Below are 17745 nucleotides of genomic sequence, written 5' to 3' on the forward strand. Positions count from 1 at the left end.
GAATGCAAATGAATGGATATATTCGTCGCGGCGTGACGGCCCTGCTCGCGGCCGCGATGGTGTCGGTCGCGGCATGCGGCGGGGGCGGTACGGGGCCGTCGGGCGACGCGAATATCCTGAAGCGCGGCACGGCCAGCGAACCGCCGTCCATCGATCCCCATCTGGCGCAAGGGAACAGTTCCTCTGCGCTGATCGACGATCTGTTCATCGGCCTGACGACGACCGATGCCGAAGGGCGGATGATCGGCGGCCTCGCCGAGCGTTGGGACGTGTCCGACGACGGGCTGGTCTGGACCTTTCACCTGCGTCCGAACCTGTCCTGGTCGGATGGCAAGCCTTTGACCGCCGACGATGTCGTCTGGTCGTTCCGCAGGCTGATGGACCCCAAGACGGGCGCGCGTTACGCCGCCAATCTCTATGTGCTGAAGGGCGGACGGGCGGTCAATCAGGGCGCGCCGATGGCGCAGCTTGGCGTCAGCGCGCCCGATCCGCAGACCGTCCGGTTCGAGCTCGAGCGTCCGACCCCCTATTTTCCCCGGATTCTGACTTCCAACGCCACGGTTCCGGTGCCGCGCCACGCCATCGAGGCGAACGGGCGCAACTGGACGAAGGCGGGAACCATGGTGTCCAACGGTGCCTTCACCCTGACCGAATGGGTGCCCAACACGCGGATCGCGATCCGCAAGAATCCCCGCTTTTTCGATGCCGCCAATGTGAAGCTGGACGGCGTTACCTATTTCCCGACGGACAATACCGGCACGCTGGTCAACCGCTATCGCGCCGGCGAAGTCGACGTGATCCTGAATTTCCCGCCCGACCAGACCGATTTCCTTCGCAAGAATTTCGGCGACGAGGTTCAGGTCAGCCCGAACCAGGGGCTTTATTATTTCCTCTTCAACACCAAAAGGCCGCCGTTCGACAATGTGAAGGTGAGGGAGGCGCTGTCGATCGCGGTCGACCGCGAGGCGATAACCCGGCAGGTCCTGAAGGGCGAGGGCGAACCGGCCTGGTCGCTCGTGCCCAGCGACATCAGCGATTACAAGCGCATTCCGTCCCCCGATGCGGCGACGCCCTATGCCGACCGACTGGCCCGCGCCAGGACGCTGCTGACCGAGGCGGGCTATGGCGCCGGCAAGCCGCTGACGCTGGAGTTGCGCTATGACAGCAAGGAGGACAGCCGCCAGATCGCCGTCGCGATGAGCGAGATGTGGAAGAAGATCGGGGTGAGCGCGTCGCTGAAGGCGTCGGATTTCCGCGGTATCGTCGGCGATACGCGGGCGGGGCGGTTCGACGTGATCCGCTATCAGTGGTTCGCGCCCTATGACGACCCGTCGACCTTCCTGGCACTGGTCCGTGGCCGGTCGTCGACCAATCTGACTGGCTATGCGAATGGTCGATACGATGCCGAACTCGCTGCGGCGGACATGCAGGAAGACCCCGCCGCGCGCATGGCGCAACTGGCGAAGGCGGAGGCCGACGTGATGAAGGATTATCCCGTCATGCCGATCTATTTCACGACCGCCCGCCGTATCGTTTCAAGCCGGGTGCATGGCTGGCATCAGGCAAAGGGCGGCAACATGCAGTCGCGTTGGCTTTCGCTCGATGCCGGCAAGGCCACCAAATGATCGGGCCGCGGGCGGGGCAGGCGGGACCGGGCGACCGGCCCCCTGCCTATTTCCGCTTGCCCCTGCCCTCCGCTGGGCGCGCGGGGCCGGCTGCCAGGAACACATGGTGGACATAGGATTCGGTGCGATAATGGGCCGACAGCAGCTCGATCGGCCGCGACGCGAGATCGAGGACCTGAAGCCGGACGTGGACCAGCGGCGCGCCGACCGTGGTGCGCAATATATTGGCCAGCCGCGCATCGGCGAGCGTCGCGCCGATAAGCTGATGGGCGCCCAATATCTCGAATCCCTTGCTTTGCAGGAGCGAGGCCGCGGGACCCTCCGCCAGGTCCGCCGGGGTCAGGTCGATGCCCAGCGCGCCCGAAATGGCGAGCGTCGTATAGCCGATCGGCTCCTTGTCGCGCATGCGGACGAAGCTGGCCTGCACGACCGGCGCGCCGACGGGCAGGTCAAGGTCGCGTGCAGTGGCCTCGTCGGCGGCGACGGTGGCGATATCGACGTCTTTCAGCGTCGACCGGGCGTCGAGCTGGCGCAGGCGGCGAACCAGTTCGGAAAAATCGCCGCGGCTCGGGGATTCGTCGACGTCGCTCGCGACGAACGTGCCCTTTCCCTGCTTGCGTTCGACCAGTCCCTGCTTTTCCAGCATCTCCACCGCCGCGCGGATGGTGATTCGCGAAACGCCGAAAAGGTCGCACAATTGCGGTTCGGAAGGCAGTTGTCCGCCGGGCGCATAGGCGCCCTGATGAATCCAGTCCTTCAGGACGGAGTAGACCTGGACATAGCGGGGAAGGTGCAGATTTTCGTCGATCTGGTTCACCGATATCCCCTGTCAAGCTTTGCCGAAAGTGCCGCCGGAACGGCTGTCCCGTTCATGGCGCTCAACGCGAAACAAAGCAATCGCGAACGATCAATATCCGACTGCACCAGAATAGATGCAACGACAGGAGAGTTCCCCCATGGAGAAGCTGGCTGCTGTAAAATGCTCGGTCGCGGCAGAGGCCGGACCCAGATCCGACTTCCTCTGGCCGTCCGATACGGACACCGTGCTGTCGATCGTCATGGCGCTCGCCGGAGAGGTCGCCACGCTTTATGAGCGCGTCGACACGATCGAGCGCGTTGTCGAACAGGAGCTGGGGCTTTCGCGCGAGAAACTCGACGCCTTCGTCGCGTCGTCCGCGGCGCAGGCCGAGCGCGGCCAGTGGCACGACGCGTTCGTCGCCCGCCTGATGCGCCGTCTGACCCAGGAGGTTGCGATCCTGCAAGCGAAGGACGGTCCGCCCATTCCCCGAAAAAGCGCGGGCGATTGACCCGATCCGCAAAGGGGGCTTGCTTTCAGTCGTAATATCCTCATAATGTTATGACAAAGGAAGCAAGATGAAGATCAAGAACCCCCGAACCGGCGTTGAGGATTTCGAATTCGACGCGGCGTCCGCGGCCGATGTGACGGCGGAGGCGGCGCGGCTGCGCAACGGCCAGCCCGGTTGGGCCGCGCTGGACCCCGCGCGGCGCGCAGACCTCCTGTCCCGCTGGGCCGACGCCATCGAGGCGGACGCCTATGCGATCGGCGAGGCGCTGGCGGTCGACACCGGTCGCCGCTTTCTGGCGCATCGCGAGGTCGCCGGCGCGGTGTCCAACATCCGGCGCTGGGCGCGCATGGCGCCCGAAAAGCTGGCGACGGCGGCGATGCAGCCGTCGCAGCTCGTCGACGGCCTGCGCTATGGCAACCAACTCGTTCCCTATGCACTGTGCGGCTTCATCTCGCCGTGGAACTTCCCCGTCACCCTGTCGCTGATCGACGCCGTTCCGGCGCTCGCCGCGGGATCGGCGGCCCTGATCAAGCCGTCGGAAGTCACCCCCCGTTTCGTCGGCCCGCTGGCGAAGACGCTGGGCGCGGTTCCCGAATTGCAGTCGGTCGTGGGTTTTGTGCTGGGCGGCGGCGAGACCGGGCAGGCGCTCGTCGAGGAGGTCGATCTGGTCTGCTTCACCGGATCGGTGGCGACGGGCCGCCGGGTGGCGGAACAGGCCGCGCGGCGCTTCATCCCGGCCTCGCTCGAACTGGGGGGTAAGGACCCGGTCATCGTCACCGCCGATGCCGATCTGGAGCGGGCGACCGACGCGGTGCTTCGCGGGTCGATCCTCAACAGCGGACAGGTGTGCCTGTCGATCGAGCGCATCTATGTGCATGAGGCGGCGCACGACGATTTCCTGGGCCTGCTGGTCCGCAAGGCGAGCGCGGCGAAGCTGAACAACGAGTCGATCGATGGCGGCCACGTCGGCCCGCTGATCTTCGACCGGCAGGCCGACATCATCGAGGCGCATATCGCCGATGCGGTCGCAAAGGGTGCCAAGGTGGAAACCGGCGGCACGCTGCTGCGCCAGGGCGGCGTCTGGTGCCCGCCCACCGTGCTGTCGGGGGTGACCCACGACATGGCGGTCATGCGCGAGGAAACCTTCGGCCCGATCCTGCCGGTCATGGCCTGGTCGACGACGGAGGAAGCGATCGCGCTGGCCAACGACACGAGCTTCGGCCTGTCGGGCTCGGTCATCGCCGGCACGGAGGAGGAAGGACTTGCCATCGCGTCGCGCATCAACGCCGGCGGCATTTCCATCAACGACTGCGGCCTGACGTTCATGACCTATGAGCCGGAGAAGAACAGCTTCGGATTTTCGGGAATGGGCGGATCGCGCATGGGGCCGGCCTCGATCAACCGCTTTCTGCGGCGCAAGGCCCTGATCCTGCAAACCAACGCGCCGGCGCCGATCGACGCCTTCGCCGAAGGGCAAATCGCTGTTCCGGCAGGAACACCCACAAACTGAAGTCAGGAAGAGAGATGATGATGCTTGCAGAACAGGATTTCTATGCCGCCCTCGAGGCGGGCCGTAAGCCGAAAGGGTCCGGACAGCACCCCTTTTCCATCCTATGGGCCAATGGCGGCCTGTCGCGCGAACAGCTCGGCCAATGGGCGATCCAGCATTATTATTATATCTCGGTCATCCCGCAGCAGTTCGCGGCCCTCTATGCGCGGATGCCCGACGCCACCGGCCGCCATCTGCTGATCGAGAATCTGGTCGGCGAAGAAATGCCCGAGGAGCCCGAAAAGTCGCACCCCAACCTGCTGCTGAAGTTCGCCAAGGCGTGCGGGCTGGATGCGGACGCGGTCGAAGCCGCCGAAGAACATGGTCAGATTCTGCCCGGCACCCGCGCCATGCGCGCATGGATCTGGGAATTGTCGACATTACGGTCGATGCACGAAGCCTGTTCGGGCATCATGGTCGCGCTGGAAGGCCAGTTGCCGACGCTCTATCCTACCTATATCGCCGCGATGGAGAAGATGGGTTTCAGCGAAGACGATCTGGAATTCTTCCATGTCCATGTCGAGAATGATGTCGAGCATGCCGAGGTCGGTCTGAAGCTCTGCCATCGCTTCGCCGACACGGAAGGCAAGCAGCGGATGGCGATCGAAGCCGTGAAGGGATCGGCGGCGCTGCGGTATCAGATGCTGTCGGAAATCTACGACGCCCTTCAGGTCAAGCAAGCGGCCTGATGAGCCGGCCGCTGCTCGACGCCACCGGGCGGGTGCTGCTCGTCACGGGCGCGTCGGGCGGCATCGGCACCGCCGTTGCCGACCTCTATCGCGAAGCGGGCGGCCGCGTCGCAGGGCTCGACCTTCATCCATCGGAGGAGGTGCGGGCCTGCGACGTGACCGACGAGGCGTCGGTCGCCGAGGCCGTCGCGGCGGTCCTGGATCGCCACGGCCGCATCGACGATGTCGTCCACGCCGCCGGCATCGTCGGCGCGGGGCGACTGGCGGATCTGCAACTGGCGGACTGGCACCGCGTGCTCGACGCCAATCTGACCTCTGCCTTCCTGCTGGCGCGCGTCTGCGCGGCGCCGCTGGCCGCGTCGCGGGGCCGGATGGTCCTGCTGTCGTCGACCAACGGTCGCAACGGCGGATCGCATCTTTCGGGGGCGGCCTATGCCGTCGCGAAGGCCGGCCTCGTCAATCTGGTCCGCTATCTGGCCAAGGAATGGGCTGAAGCGGGCGTGCGCGTGAATTGCATTGCGCCCGGTCCGGTCGACACGCCGATGCTGGCGCGCCTCGACCCGGTGCAACGACAGGCGCTGGCGGACGGTATGCTGACCGGGCACCTGCCCACGGCCGGCGATATCGCCGCGTCGATCGCCTTCCTGCTTGGGGACCATGGCGCCGTCTATACGGGCACCACGCTCAATCCTTCCGGGGGCTTTTTTCTCGCCTGAAACGGATCGCCGGCAGGTCGACGACAGCAAAAGCGCGGAATCAGCCGACCTCTTCCAACCTTATTCCGCTATAGTGGCAGGCCACGCGCCGCGCATCGTCGGCTTCGGTGACGGCCGGGACATCCAGAATGCAATTGGGTTTCGCGACGGGGCAACGTGTGCGAAAGACGCAGCCCGACGGCGGGTCCAGCGGCGAGGGGACGTCGTCCTTCAGCAGCAAGTGTCGGCGCGTCTGCTCGATGTCGGGATCGGGAACGGGCACAGCGGACAGCAGCGCCTGCGTATAGGGATGATATTGGCGCCCGAACAGCGCGGGGGCCGGCGCATCCTCCATCAGGCACCCCAGATACATGACCATCACATGCGTCGCGATCTGCCGGACGATGGCAAGGTCGTGGCTGATGAAGAGGATCGAGATGCCCGTCTCGCGTTGAAGATCGATCAGCAGGTTGACGATCTGCGCCTTGACCGACACGTCGAGAGCGGACACCGCTTCGTCGCATATCAGCAGGTCCGGTTCGGCTATCATCGCGCGCGCGATGGCGATGCGCTGCGCCTGTCCGCCGGAAAATTCGGATGGGTAGCGATCGGCCATGTCCGCCGTCAGCCCCAGCTTTTCGAGCCAGTCGATGGCGAGCGGGCGCCGTCTTGCCGGCGCGATGTCGGGCCGCAGCGTTTCCAGCGGTTCCGCGATGATGTCGCCCACCGTCATGCGCGGGTTCAGGCTGCCGAGCGGATTCTGGAAAACCGGCTGGACCGACCGCCGAAATTCGCGCAGCCCGGCCGCGTCGAGCTCGCCGACATCGCGGCCGCGCCACAGCACGCGCCCCTGTGCCGGCTTGACGAAGCCCAATATGGCGCGGGCGAGCGTCGACTTGCCGCAGCCCGATTCCCCGACGATGCCCAGGCATTCGCCGCCGTCCATCGTCAGCGAAACGTCGGACACGGCGCGCAGCGTGCGTCCTTTCGCGAACATGCCGGCCCCGATCTGGAAGCGGACATGAAGCCCTTCGACGGACAGCAGGGGCGCGGTCATAACGGCACTTTCAAGCAGGCGGCCGACAGCGTGCCCTGGCGGCGGACGTGGGGCCGGGTGGTCGCGCACGCATCGTCCGCATGCGCGCAGCGGGGCGCGAAGGCGCAGCCGGAAAAGCTCTGGCTGATCGGCGGCGGCGTTCCCGGTATCGTCGGCAGCGGTCCGTCCATCGGGCGGTCTATGCGGGGCGTGCAGGCGAGCAGGCCGCGCGTATAGGGATGGGCGGGCGCGGCGAACAGGTCGGCGGCGGGGCCATGTTCGACGATGCGGCCGCTGTACATGACGGCTACCTCGTCGCAGACGCCGGCCACCACGCCCAGATCGTGGGTGATCAGGATGATGGCGGTCTGGGCATGCTGCTTCAGCTTGGCGAACTGCTGGATGATCGTGGCCTGGACCGTCACGTCGAGCGCCGTCGTCGGCTCGTCGGCGATCAGCAGCAAGGGCTTGCAGAGCAGCGCCATCGCGATCATCACCCGCTGCCGCATCCCGCCGGACAGTTCGTGCGGATATTGCCGCAGCCGCCGTTCGGGTTCGGATATGCGCACGACGTCGAGCATCGACCGGGCATTGTCGAGCGCGTCCTTCCGTTTCAGCCCGCGGTGGACCTGCAGCATCTCGGCAAGCTGGTCGCCGATCCGCATGTGCGGGGTGAGCCCGGTGATCGAATCCTGAAACACCAGCGAGATGCGGTCGCCGCGCAGCCGGTCGAGCGTGCGACGGGGCATGCCGATCAGTTCCTGACCCTCGAACAGCGCCGATCCGCTGACGACGCCATTCTCCGGCAGCAGGCCGAGAAGGCCGAGCATCGTCTGGCTCTTGCCCGAGCCCGATTCGCCGACGATGCCGAGGCAGCGGCCCGGTTCGACCTGAAAGCTGACGCCCTTGACGGCCTGCAACTCGCCGCGCGGAGTGCGAAAGGTGACCCTGAGGTCGTCGACATCGAGCAGGGCCATGATCCTAGCGCCCCCGCGGATCGAGCGCATCGCGCAGGCCGTCGCCGACCGCATTGAAGGACAGCATGGTGATCGCCAGCAGGACGGCGGGGAAAACCAGCATCCAGCTCGCCGAATCGAGCATGGTGGCGCCCTGGTTGATCAGCAGGCCCCAGCTCGTCAGCGGCTCCTGAACGCCGAGGCCGAGGAAGGAGAGCGAGCTTTCCACGATGATGTTCACGGGGATCAGCAGCGTGGAATAGACGACGACCGGACCGATGATGTTGGGTACGACATAGCGCGTCAGGATACGGGGAGTGGGAAGGGCGATGGCGCGCGCGCCGTCCATGAATTCGAGGTTGCGGATCGCGATCGTCTGCCCCCGCACGATGCGGGACATGGTCAGCCATTCGACCGCGCCGATCGCGGCGAAGATCAGGAAGATATTATTCCCGAGCACCGTCACCAGCACGATGATGAGGAACAGCAGCGGAACCGCATAGAGAATGTCGACGAAGCGCATCATCAGCATATCGACGGCGCCGCCGAACCAGCCCGCGGTGGTGCCCCAGGCAACGCCGATGAACAGCGCGATCACCGTGGCGATCAGGCCGATCGCCAGCGAGATGCGCGCGCCATAGAAGACGCGCACGAACAGGTCGCGGCCGTTCGCATCGGTGCCGAACCAGTGGAAATCGGCGAAGCTTGGCGGTCGCAGCGCCCGTTCGAGCGATGCGTCTTCCAGCCCGTAGGGCCAGGCCATCGGGACGATCACCGCCAGCAGGACGATCACCGTCAGCAGCACGAGGCCGACCATCGCGGCGCGATTGGCCGCGAAGCGGGCGAGGGCCTGGCGGCGTGCCGAATGGGATGGGCTCATTTGACCCTCGCGCGGGGGTCGAGCCAGCCATAGGCGATGTCGACCAGCAGGTTGAGAAGGATGAGGACGGTTGCGTAGAGAATGACGATTCCCATCACGAGGCCATAGTCGCGATTGATCGCGCCCTGCACGAAGAAGCGGCCGATGCCGGGCAGCGAGAAGATCTGCTCCACGATGACCGACCCGGTGACGACGTTGGCGGCGACCGGCCCCAGATAGCTCATGACGGGCAGGAAGGCGGAGCGCATGACATGGCGCCACAGGACGCGCCGTTCGGGCATGCCTTTGGCTCGCGCGGTGCGCACATAGTCGGCCGACAGGGTTTCGAGCATCGAACTGCGCGTGATGCGGGCGATCGCGGCGATCTGGGGCAGGGCGAGGGCGACGACGGGAAGCAGCCAGTAACGCAGCGACCCGTCGCCCCAGCCCGCCACGGGCAAGAGCTGCAGGGTGATGCCGAACAACAGGGTCAGGATGGGCGCGACCACGAAATTGGGGACCGCGATACCCACCGACGCCAGCATCATGATCGCCCCGTCGAGGACGCCGTTGCGGTTGCGCGCGGCGATAACGCCGGCGAGCAGCCCGATAATGGTGGCCAGCAGCATCGCGGTCAGGCCGAGCTTCAGCGTCACCGGCAGACCGTCGGCGATCAACTCGCCCACCGAACGGTCGGGATAGGTGGTGGACGGCCCGAAATCGAAGTGCGTGAGCCCGTCCAGGAACCGCAGATACTGGGTGCCGATCGGCTGATCGAGTCCATAGCTCGCCTCCAGATTGGCACGAACCAGTGGATCGAGATCGACTTCCGCATCGAACGGCCCGCCCGGCGCCGCGCGCATCAGGAAGAAGGAGGCGGTGACGATGATGAGCAGCGTCGGGATGCCGATCGACAGACGCTTGAGGATATAGCCGCCCACCGCCTTTACTCCGCAGCGGTAAGGTGCGGAGGTCGGCCCGCGCAGGGCACATCGCGGCGATGCGTGACGATGCTCATCGCAGGGGGCGTCCTGAAGGGGTCGAGCGGGCGGATGGGGCGTCCGGAACCGGCATATTGGGGGTCACGCGACATTTCCCTTTCCATCGCGACAAGCTTGTGTCACAAACATAATGACATGACAACATGATAATCAAGACTGCTTCGGAGGAAAGGGGAAATGCCCCTCGAAGCGGGCCGGACGGCCGGCGATGCCGGCTTTTCGCGCTCGCGTCCGGGCCTGTCGCATCGGATATGCAGCTTTACGTGAGTGAGAGGAAGCCATGATCGACCAATCCCGTCATGAAATGCTGGCGAAGCCGCTGCCGGACGAAGAGGCGCGGCAGCGGTTCGTCCTGTCGCTGAAGCGCCATATCGGCGGTCCGATGCGCGAAGCCACGCCGGTCGTCTGGGCGCGCGAGGCGGAGCCCGCCTTCTCCGCGCGGGTGCGGCGTGCGCCGGCGACGCGCGAGGAAGCCGAGGCGGCACTCGACGCGACGCGATTCCATCGTTTCGCCAAGGCGCTGAACCGCACCGGCCAGGAAATGATGTGGCAGGCGATCGGCGAGACGATCTATCGCGAGGAAAGCCGGATACGCGCGGCGGCGGCCCGCCTGTCGTCGCAGAAGGGGGCCGGGGGCACGCTGGAACTCGACTCCGATCTGGCCGTCGACCCCATCTACAGGCATTGCTTCATCCACCTTCAGCCCGAGGGCTATCTGCCGCCCGACCCCGATGGCGACAGCGTCGTCGCGGGTGCCTTCTACGAAAGCGGGGGCCGGCTCTATTCGATGGGGCGCGGCATTACGGCAGGCGATTCAAAGGCGTTGGCGGCGATTGCCTGGCTCCGTGCCTACCGTCCCGGCTGGGAACCCCGCAACATCCTGGACATGGGGTGCGCGGCGGGCGGCGCGTCGACCGTATATCCCGCGCATTTCCCGAATGCCGAGGTGCACGCGGTCGATCTCGGCGCGTCGATGCTGCGCTATGCCCATGCGCGCGCCGAATCGATCGGGGTGCCGGTGCATTTCCACCAGCGGGATGCCGGCAGGGCCGGCTTCGCCGACGGAAGTTTCGATCTGATCGTCAGCCACAATCTGTTTCACGAAATCTCCGATGCGAAGCGCCGCGAGGTCGCCGCCGAGACGCTTCGCCTGCTCGCGCCGGGGGGGCTTGCGATCCACCAGGACGTCGACCTGCTGTTCCGGGGCAAGGCGCTGTGGGAGGAGGCGGAGTGCGCCTATGATTTCTATCACAACAACGAGCCCTTCTGGCTGACCTATGTCGCATGCGATTTCGCGTCCGAGTTGCGCGATGCCGGATTCGACGCCGCTTCGGTGAGCGAGCATAAGGTACCGAAAACCGCGGGTCCCGGCTTCTGGCACGCCTTCGTCGCCGAGAAATAGCCGCCGGGTCGGCGGTCGTCCTCGATCCTGTGTAGACGATTGGTTGAATTTTGCCCTTAACATCGTAATGTCATCATGATAATATGACATTTCATGTATCGAGGGCGAAAGGATCCATATTGATGCAGGCTTCCTTGCTGAAGGAAAGCGAAACCGCGCCGACGCTCGAGTCGCTGATCGCCGCTGTCGATCGGCTGGGTCCGACGCTGCGCGCGCGGGCGGCGGAAGCGGAAGGGCAGCGCCAGCTTCCCGCAGAGACGATCCGCGACCTGTTCGATGCCGGAGTCCTGCGCTTCTTCATTCCCCGGCGCTTCGGCGGCCACGAGCTGGAATGGGGCGGCCATCTCGCGCTCGGGCGCCGTCTCGCGCATCATTGCGCCTCGACCGCCTGGATCAGTTGCGTTGTCGGTTCCCATGCCACCTATGTCGGGCGCATGGACCCGCGCGCCCAGCAGGACGTATGGGGCAGCGACTCCGACATTCTGGTCGCGACCGGATCGGTGTCGCGCAACGTGTCGGTGGAGGCGGTGGAGGGCGGCTTTCGCATCAGCGGCCGCTGGAGCTTCTGCAGCGGCATCGACCACGCCGGCTGGGCGCTGCTTCGCGCCTCGCCGACGGGAGACCAGCGGCAGACCTATTTCCTGTTCCCCCGGTCCGATTTCCGCATCGACGACGACTGGTTCGTCAGCGGCATGAGCGGCACCGGATCGAAGAGCGCGATTGTCGACAATGCTTTCGTCCCCACTTATCGCACGCTGCCGCTCGGGACACTGATGGCGCCCGAACCGCCGGGCGGGGCAGTCAATCCGGGTTATATCTACAAATATAATTTCCGTCCCTTTTCGGGCGCGAATCTGCTGGGTCCGATCATCGGCGGCGCCGAGGCGGTGGTGGCGGCCTATCGCGACCTGCTGGAGGCGGGAACGCCGGGTCAGTCGAAGGACGATGTGCAGACGCAATTGCGCCTCGCCGAATCGGAGGCGGAGGTCGGCGCGGCCCTGTGCCTGATGGATTCGCTGGTGGCGCGGTTGCAGGATTACGGCCGCAACAATATCGACGTGCCCCATCCGGAACGGATCGGCTTCGTCCGCGACCGAACCTTCGCCGCCCGGCTCTGTTTCAACGCGGCCGAGCGGCTGGTGACCTCGCTGGATCAGTCGGTCGTGCTCTCCGAGCATCCCATCCAGCGCTGCTTCCGCGACCTCGGCGGGATGATCCAGCAGATCGGCGTCAACTGGGACCGCAACATGACCGACGTGATCAAGGCGAGCTTCGGCCGCCAGACCAACATCCCCTTCCTCAACACCCAGTAACGGGAACCCCCATGGTGGACCTTATTCAAGACAAGGCAGCGCTGTCGCTGCGCATCGACGGCATCGCAGAGGCACTGACACAGTCGGCCGGCGACGATGTGGAGTCGACGGCTTCGACACTGTCGCTGGTGCGCGATGCCGGCCTTTTCGAGCTGGACGATCCCCTCCTGGCGCTCGAGGCCACCCGCGCCGTGGGCCGCTTTTGCGCCTCGACGGCCTGGATGCTCGCCGAACATGGCGAAGCGCGGCGGCTGCTCGGCGGCTTCCCGGCGTCCGTGCGCGACGCTGTGGGGCGCGGGCTGATCGTCATCGCGCGCGGCGGCGAGGGCGCGAGCCTGTCGGGCGACGCGATCCGCGGCGTCTGGCCGTCGGTCGGCGGCCTTGTCCATGCCGACTGGCTGTTGCTGACGGGCGTTGCCGATGCATCGGGCCAGGACGGCGTTGCGCTGGTTCCTGCCGGGCCGGTTCGGGCCACCCCCTACGCCTATCTGGGCGGGCTGCGCGGCGTGGGCTGGCAGAGAGTCGAAATCGACGCCCTGTCCGTCGCGCCGGGATGCTGGGCGCCGGCCTTTGTCTTCGCGGACCGGGGGCTGGGCGGCAACCGCCTGATCGGCAGCCTGATCGGCTGTGCAGAGGGCGGGTATCGGGACTATGTCCGGATGACGCGATCGCGCATCACCGGCATCGGTGGCGCCTCGGTCGCCGGCTTCACGCAGGTGCAGGCTCGCCTCGCCGAGAGCGACGCCGAACTGGGCTGCGCGACCCGGCTGTTCGAGGCGCTGGTGGCTGGTCTCGATGGGGATGACGATGCGCATGCGCGCCGCGACCGCGCCTATATGGCGCATCTGGCGCTGGACGCCGTCACGCGGCTCGTGCGGCAGATGGGAGCGATGGGGCTTTCGGAGAGCAACCCGGTGCAGCGCCGCTATCGTGACCTGCGGACGCTGGCAGCCGACGCCGCCTTCGCCTGGGACGACCATATGGCGGGCTATGGCCGCGCGCTGCTCGGCATCGGAGAGACGGTCGACGCTGCGGCTTAGAGTCTGTCAGACACTGGAGCAGGATCGTCTTTGACGGAAAAGCGTGTGTCCTCGCGAAGGCGGAGGCGCACGGATGATTCATAGCGCTTCAATCAAAGATGTTCGTGCTCCAGGACCGGCCGGTTTCGCGAAGGATCAAGCGAGATGCTCTCCTAGCCAGCGGCCGAACGCGAGCGCCGGGGACAGCGCCATTCCTCCGACGCCGCCTTTCCCGGACAGGTTGCTGCCCAGAACCTCGCCCACCGCGTAAAGCCCGGTTATGGGCTTTTCGTCGCTGTCGAGCACATGGAACGCGGTATCGACCTTCAGCCCCGCGAAACCGCGCACGGTATAGCTGGCGATCGGCAGGGCATAGAAGGGCGGCTGCGCGATGGGCAGGGGCATGTGGCGGCGGCCCAGCCGGTCCCGACCGGTTTCGGCCGCACGGTTATAGTCGGCGACGGTCTCTTCCAGCTTCGCGGCGGCGATGCCGCAAGCGTCGGCGAGGGCGGCGATACTGTCCGCCGTGACGATGCTGCCGTCCGGATCATAGAAGCGCGCGGCCTTTTCCCGGTCGAAATAGGTGAAGATGGTCGGGGCCACCTCGCGAATCGCCTGATCGTAGATGACGAATCCGCAGGATTTCGGCTGTTCCATCATCAACGCGGAACGCGTGTCGGCGCTGTCGTTGTCCTCGGCGAAGAAGCGCTCGCCGTTCAGGTTGACGATGATTTCCCATGGCTGCCGGTCCTGCGGGACCAGCCCGCCCGGCGCGCGATAGCGCGGCGCGTCGGGTGCGCCGAGCGTATGATCGAGCACGCCGCCGAAATTCGGCAGGAATTTCTCGTCATGCACGATGCTGCCCCCGGCGCCGAGACCGAGTTCCAGCCCGCGTCCGGTGGCGTGATGATAGGAACCGGGCCACAGCGTTGCGCCCCGGTGGAGCCGGGCGAAGAGGTCCGGATTGGCACCATAGCCGCCCGTCGCAAGGACGATATTGCGGCCGCGAAACGACTCTCCGCCCGCCTTCAGGCCGCAGACGATGCCGTCCTCGATGATCAGGCCGTCGACATCGCTGCCCAGTTTCAACGTCACCCGGCCCGCGCGGACATGCTCGTCGAGCATCGGCTTCAGCACCTCGAGGATCGAAAGGCCTTCCTTCTTCCCCCAATAGGTGCGCGCGATGCTGTAGGCCTCATGCCCGTGGATGACGCGGGGCATATCGTCTTCCATCTCGAACCCGTGATCCATCAGCCAGTCGATCAACGGCCCCTGCAGGCGCACGGCGAGTTCGAGCATGGCGGAATCCGACGTTCCCTTGCTGATCCGCATGGCATCGTCATAATGGTCCTGCGCGGTATCGACGATGCCCCTCTGAGCCTGAAGCTTCGTTCCTGCTCCGCTGAGCTGTCCGCGGTTGATGAGAAGCGCGCCACCCACCTGGCCGGCCTTCTCCAGAAGGCAGACCGACCGGCCGCGCCGGGCCGCGAAAATGGCGATGGTCAGGCCGGCCGGGCCGGCCCCGGCGATGACGATATCGTACGTCGCTTGCGGAGTGGAATGGGCAGTCGTCATATTGTTCGGAATCCGTCACCAGAGAAGTCAGGTCGGTTTTGGATATCATAATGTCATAATGACATTATATCAAGCTGCGAGAATTTCGTTTTTGTACGATGCCGATGTACGGAATATCGCGCCCTTCGCCGCGTCCTGCGGGCGAAAAGGCAGCTATGTCGATATGCCGTCATACCATTAAGCGGTACTTGCTTATCCCCGGCCGCTTCAGCATAGTCCGGCAAAGGTCGTGTCGGCATGATGGTGTCGTCCGCACGGTAGCCCCCTTCTTCTTCAATTCGGATCGCGACGAAAATGACCGTAAATTCCTCCGAAGTCGTCCGCGACTCCATCAAGGCGCTGCGATATCATCAGGTCTATTCCATTCTGCGGGGGTGGATATTCGACGGTACCTATCCGGCGGGAGCGAAGCTGCCCCCGGAAGGCGAATTGTGCGAGCGGCTGGGCGTATCGCGCATAACGTCGCGCAAGGCGCTGGACCTGCTGGTGAGCGAGGGGCTGGTCCGGCGCGTGCAGGGCAAGGGGACCTTCGTCGCATCCGAATTGAACGGCGCGCCGACGGTCGGCGATATGGAACAGTTGATCCACCGCGTCGCGCGCGCCTCGTCCCGATCGAAGGTCGTCGACGTGAAGATCCGCGAAGTGATCGGCGATCCGGACATCTGTCGCGACCTCGATATCGACGAGGGAGGCAAGGTCCGCGAGATCGGCTTCGTGCGGACGCTCGACGGCAAGCCGACCGGCTATCGGCAATCCTATCTTCCACTGGATGTGGCGCCCGGCATCACGCCGGATGAGATTCGGCGCAAGCCCATGCTGCAGGTGTTCGAAGACCATGGCGTAAGGATTTCGGCGGCGGACACGCTGGTCGGCGCCTGCCTCGCGGACACGCAAAAGGCCATGATCCTCGATACCACGGTCGGCGTGCCGCTGGTCCGTATCCGCCTGATCCTTCTCGACGAGGACAAGCGGCCGATCGAGCGCAGCACCCGATATTATCTTGCCGATTATTACGAGCATCACCTGTATCTGACCCGGTCGGCCGGACTGAACGCCAGCAATCTGAGCATCTGAACCGCGTGCCGTGGTGCCGGCACCGCCGGCCTCCATCTCGTCTTGTATAATATCATAATGACATGATGACTTAATGGTGGTAAATGGAACGTCGAGTCCATGAGGAGAGACCGCCTTGTCCGAACCACGCCCGCTTCCCCATGCCATGTCCGCTCTGCCCGATGCGGCGGAACAGGCCCGACTCGATTTCGCGGTGGCCTTCAAGCATCTGCTGGGACATCCGATCAAATCCGCCTTGCCGCATATCTATCGCGAGCGTGCGGAGCCCGCCTGGGCCGCGCAACATGGCCGCGCGCCGGAGAATTGGCAGGAAGTCGGAGAGGCTCTGTCGGACACGTCCGCCTATCGCTGGTGGAGCGCTCTCGCCCGCGCCCAGCAGGAATATTATGTCGATGTGACCTCCACCGTATGCGAGCGCCAACTGCCCGAGCTGATCGAGCGCTATCGCGCGATCTCCCGGGCGGCGACGTGTGGCACGCTGACCCTCGATCCCGACCTCGCGATTCCGCCCTATCAGTCCGAAGTCGACATTCACTGCGTTCCGGGGTCCTATTTCCTCGAACGCACCGAGGACGACGTGTGGGCGGGCGCGCGCTCGGATCTCGGCAGCTTCGTCTTCATGATGGGGGGCAACGGCCCCCTGTGCGACGACAAGGGCCAGACGGGCGCCGCTTTCCTGAAAGCCCGCTTCCCGGATTTCAAGGCGACACGCGTGCTCGACATGGGCTGTACCGTCGGCATGTCGACGCTTCCCTATGTCGATGCCTATCCCGAGGCCGAGGTCCATGCGATCGACCTGTCCGCGCCGTCGCTGCGTTTTGCCCACGCTCGCGCCGAATCGCTGGGCAAGGCGGTGCATTTCCGCCAGGCCAATGCCGAGCATGCGCCTTATGGCGACGGGAGTTTCGACCTGGTGGTCAGCCATATCCTGCTGCACGAGCTTTCCTGCGGCGCGCTCGACCGCGTGCTCGCCGAATGTCACCGGCTGCTGCGCCCCGGCGGTATCATGCTGCATGTCGAGGTTCCGATCCGCCGCAAGGACCCGCTCGACCAGTTTCTGTGGAACTGGGACACGACGAACAACAACGAACCCTTCTGGTCGACGCTGGCGGAACTCGACCTTGTCGAACCGGCGGTGCGCGCGGGCTTTCCCCGGGAATCGATCTTCGAGGCCGAAATGCCCTCGCTGTCCCGCAAGGGAGGCATCTGGCTCGGCTATGGCGCGCGGAAAGCGGGAGACGCACAATGACCAGGGTTATCAGCGCGCCGCTGCCCAAAGCCGCCAAGGGCGAGCGCCCCTTCTCGCTGAAGGATGCCGATCACGAGCGGTTGCTGAACATGATCGTCGCCCTGACCGCGGAGATCAGCGTGCTGCAGGACCAGCAGGACATGCTGACCCGCATCCTGGTTGCGCGCGGCGTCGCCACCGACGAGGAAATAGCCTATTTTCAGCCCGATACCGCCGCCTCCGCGGCGCGGGCGACGAAGCGCCGCGGACTGATCGAACGCGTCATGCGGATCATCATCGCCGACGCCGAGCGTGCGGTGCGCGACGAGAAGCCCTATGAGGACCTGCTGGCCATGGTGTCGTCGCCGACGTCCTAGCGATTGGGCCTTTGGAAGCGTGGCAAGCCATCATCCGAGC

General features: G+C 65.4%; 17 protein-coding genes. 11 read left to right on the top strand and 6 right to left on the bottom strand.

Features of this window, described 5'->3' with window-relative positions; genetic code table 11:
• The first annotated feature begins 8 nt into the window (after window positions 1–8).
• The gene (locus FHR21_RS11965) at window positions 9–1625 is read left to right on the top strand and encodes a peptide ABC transporter substrate-binding protein (RefSeq protein ID WP_184098558.1); all 1617 of its coding nucleotides are present in this window, start codon (window positions 9–11) and stop codon (window positions 1623–1625) included.
• Between the two features lie 46 nt (window positions 1626–1671).
• On the opposite strand, the gene FHR21_RS11970 is transcribed toward FHR21_RS11965, so the two are convergent.
• Window positions 1672–2442 (bottom strand): GntR family transcriptional regulator, encoded by a 771-nt coding sequence (locus FHR21_RS11970; RefSeq protein ID WP_184098560.1) that lies wholly within the window; start codon window positions 2440–2442, stop codon window positions 1672–1674.
• A gap of 139 nt (window positions 2443–2581) precedes the next feature.
• Between FHR21_RS11970 and FHR21_RS11975 the strand changes: the two genes are divergently transcribed.
• From FHR21_RS11975 to FHR21_RS11990, 4 genes are all read left to right on the top strand, one after another.
• Window positions 2582–2932: a hypothetical protein gene (locus FHR21_RS11975; RefSeq protein ID WP_184098562.1), complete on the top strand. Its 351-nt coding sequence runs from the start codon at window positions 2582–2584 to the stop codon at window positions 2930–2932.
• A gap of 67 nt (window positions 2933–2999) precedes the next feature.
• Window positions 3000–4442: an aldehyde dehydrogenase family protein gene (locus tag FHR21_RS11980; protein ID WP_184098564.1), complete on the top strand. Its 1443-nt coding sequence runs from the start codon at window positions 3000–3002 to the stop codon at window positions 4440–4442.
• Between the two features lie 14 nt (window positions 4443–4456).
• Window positions 4457–5170 carry an iron-containing redox enzyme family protein gene (locus FHR21_RS11985; protein WP_184098566.1) on the top strand — a complete coding sequence of 238 codons (714 nt, stop codon included), beginning with the start codon at window positions 4457–4459 and terminating at the stop codon, window positions 5168–5170.
• Window positions 5170–5886 (top strand): SDR family NAD(P)-dependent oxidoreductase, encoded by a 717-nt coding sequence (locus tag FHR21_RS11990; protein WP_184098569.1) that lies wholly within the window; start codon window positions 5170–5172, stop codon window positions 5884–5886. The genes FHR21_RS11985 and FHR21_RS11990 overlap by 1 nt, the downstream gene beginning before the upstream one ends.
• Window positions 5887–5926: 40 nt before the next feature.
• On the opposite strand, the gene FHR21_RS11995 is transcribed toward FHR21_RS11990, so the two are convergent.
• From FHR21_RS11995 to FHR21_RS12010, 4 genes are read right to left on the bottom strand one after another with little or no spacing between them, the layout of a single operon-like run.
• Window positions 5927–6922 carry an ABC transporter ATP-binding protein gene (locus tag FHR21_RS11995; RefSeq protein WP_184098571.1) on the bottom strand — a complete coding sequence of 332 codons (996 nt, stop codon included), beginning with the start codon at window positions 6920–6922 and terminating at the stop codon, window positions 5927–5929.
• Entirely contained in the window at window positions 6919–7878 is a 960-nt protein-coding gene (locus FHR21_RS12000) for an ABC transporter ATP-binding protein (RefSeq protein ID WP_184098573.1), read from the bottom strand. The genes FHR21_RS11995 and FHR21_RS12000 overlap by 4 nt, the downstream gene beginning before the upstream one ends.
• A 4-nt stretch (window positions 7879–7882) precedes the next feature.
• On the bottom strand, window positions 7883–8737 hold the full coding sequence (locus FHR21_RS12005; RefSeq protein ID WP_184098575.1) for an ABC transporter permease: 855 nt from the start codon (window positions 8735–8737) through the stop codon (window positions 7883–7885).
• Window positions 8734–9657, bottom strand: a complete 924-nt coding sequence (locus FHR21_RS12010; protein WP_184098577.1) for an ABC transporter permease subunit — start codon at window positions 9655–9657, stop codon at window positions 8734–8736. Before FHR21_RS12010 ends, FHR21_RS12005 begins: the two co-directional genes overlap by 4 nt.
• A gap of 340 nt (window positions 9658–9997) precedes the next feature.
• Here FHR21_RS12010 and FHR21_RS12015 point away from each other — a divergent pair, with 340 nt between their 5' ends.
• From FHR21_RS12015 to FHR21_RS12025, 3 genes are all read left to right on the top strand, one after another.
• A complete protein-coding gene (locus FHR21_RS12015) occupies window positions 9998–11119 on the top strand; it encodes a class I SAM-dependent methyltransferase (protein ID WP_184098579.1) in 1122 nt (373 codons plus the stop codon).
• 122 nt (window positions 11120–11241) lie between these two features.
• On the top strand, window positions 11242–12432 hold the full coding sequence (locus FHR21_RS12020; RefSeq protein WP_184098581.1) for an acyl-CoA dehydrogenase family protein: 1191 nt from the start codon (window positions 11242–11244) through the stop codon (window positions 12430–12432).
• 11 nt (window positions 12433–12443) lie between these two features.
• Window positions 12444–13472: an acyl-CoA dehydrogenase family protein gene (locus FHR21_RS12025; protein WP_184098583.1), complete on the top strand. Its 1029-nt coding sequence runs from the start codon at window positions 12444–12446 to the stop codon at window positions 13470–13472.
• A gap of 135 nt (window positions 13473–13607) precedes the next feature.
• Here FHR21_RS12025 and FHR21_RS12030 read toward each other — a convergent pair whose 3' ends face one another.
• Window positions 13608–15026 (bottom strand): FAD-dependent oxidoreductase, encoded by a 1419-nt coding sequence (locus tag FHR21_RS12030; RefSeq protein WP_184098585.1) that lies wholly within the window; start codon window positions 15024–15026, stop codon window positions 13608–13610.
• Between the two features lie 294 nt (window positions 15027–15320).
• Between FHR21_RS12030 and FHR21_RS21060 the strand changes: the two genes are divergently transcribed.
• From FHR21_RS21060 to FHR21_RS12045, 3 genes are all read left to right on the top strand, one after another.
• Window positions 15321–16100 carry a GntR family transcriptional regulator gene (locus tag FHR21_RS21060; RefSeq protein WP_184098587.1) on the top strand — a complete coding sequence of 260 codons (780 nt, stop codon included), beginning with the start codon at window positions 15321–15323 and terminating at the stop codon, window positions 16098–16100.
• 115 nt (window positions 16101–16215) lie between these two features.
• Window positions 16216–17349: a class I SAM-dependent methyltransferase gene (locus FHR21_RS12040; RefSeq protein WP_221235146.1), complete on the top strand. Its 1134-nt coding sequence runs from the start codon at window positions 16216–16218 to the stop codon at window positions 17347–17349.
• Window positions 17346–17705, top strand: coding sequence for a hypothetical protein (locus FHR21_RS12045; RefSeq protein WP_184098591.1), 360 nt, complete (start codon window positions 17346–17348; stop codon window positions 17703–17705). Before FHR21_RS12040 ends, FHR21_RS12045 begins: the two co-directional genes overlap by 4 nt.
• Window positions 17706–17745 lie beyond the last annotated feature (40 nt).

Origin of the sequence: Sphingopyxis panaciterrulae, assembly GCF_014199295.1 — a bacterium.
GTDB classification, from domain to species: Bacteria; Pseudomonadota; Alphaproteobacteria; order Sphingomonadales; family Sphingomonadaceae; genus Sphingopyxis; species Sphingopyxis panaciterrulae.

What these genes read in the sequence shown, in the direction of transcription:
- FHR21_RS11965 (WP_184098558.1), top strand. Translation starts at nt 9, where the DNA reads ATGAATGGATATATTCGTCGCGGCGTGACGGCCCTGCTCGCGGCCGCG.
- FHR21_RS11975 (WP_184098562.1), top strand. Translation starts at nt 2,582, where the DNA reads ATGGAGAAGCTGGCTGCTGTAAAATGCTCGGTCGCGGCAGAGGCCGGA.
- FHR21_RS11980 (WP_184098564.1), top strand. Translation starts at nt 3,000, where the DNA reads ATGAAGATCAAGAACCCCCGAACCGGCGTTGAGGATTTCGAATTCGAC.
- FHR21_RS11985 (WP_184098566.1), top strand. Translation starts at nt 4,457, where the DNA reads ATGATGATGCTTGCAGAACAGGATTTCTATGCCGCCCTCGAGGCGGGC.
- FHR21_RS11990 (WP_184098569.1), top strand. Translation starts at nt 5,170, where the DNA reads ATGAGCCGGCCGCTGCTCGACGCCACCGGGCGGGTGCTGCTCGTCACG.
- FHR21_RS11995 (WP_184098571.1), bottom strand. Translation starts at nt 6,922, where the DNA reads ATGACCGCGCCCCTGCTGTCCGTCGAAGGGCTTCATGTCCGCTTCCAG.
- FHR21_RS12000 (WP_184098573.1), bottom strand. Translation starts at nt 7,878, where the DNA reads ATGGCCCTGCTCGATGTCGACGACCTCAGGGTCACCTTTCGCACTCCG.
- FHR21_RS12005 (WP_184098575.1), bottom strand. Translation starts at nt 8,737, where the DNA reads ATGAGCCCATCCCATTCGGCACGCCGCCAGGCCCTCGCCCGCTTCGCG.
- FHR21_RS12015 (WP_184098579.1), top strand. Translation starts at nt 9,998, where the DNA reads ATGATCGACCAATCCCGTCATGAAATGCTGGCGAAGCCGCTGCCGGAC.
- FHR21_RS12020 (WP_184098581.1), top strand. Translation starts at nt 11,242, where the DNA reads ATGCAGGCTTCCTTGCTGAAGGAAAGCGAAACCGCGCCGACGCTCGAG.
- FHR21_RS12025 (WP_184098583.1), top strand. Translation starts at nt 12,444, where the DNA reads ATGGTGGACCTTATTCAAGACAAGGCAGCGCTGTCGCTGCGCATCGAC.
- FHR21_RS12030 (WP_184098585.1), bottom strand. Translation starts at nt 15,026, where the DNA reads ATGACGACTGCCCATTCCACTCCGCAAGCGACGTACGATATCGTCATC.
- FHR21_RS21060 (WP_184098587.1), top strand. Translation starts at nt 15,321, where the DNA reads ATGACCGTAAATTCCTCCGAAGTCGTCCGCGACTCCATCAAGGCGCTG.
- FHR21_RS12045 (WP_184098591.1), top strand. Translation starts at nt 17,346, where the DNA reads ATGACCAGGGTTATCAGCGCGCCGCTGCCCAAAGCCGCCAAGGGCGAG.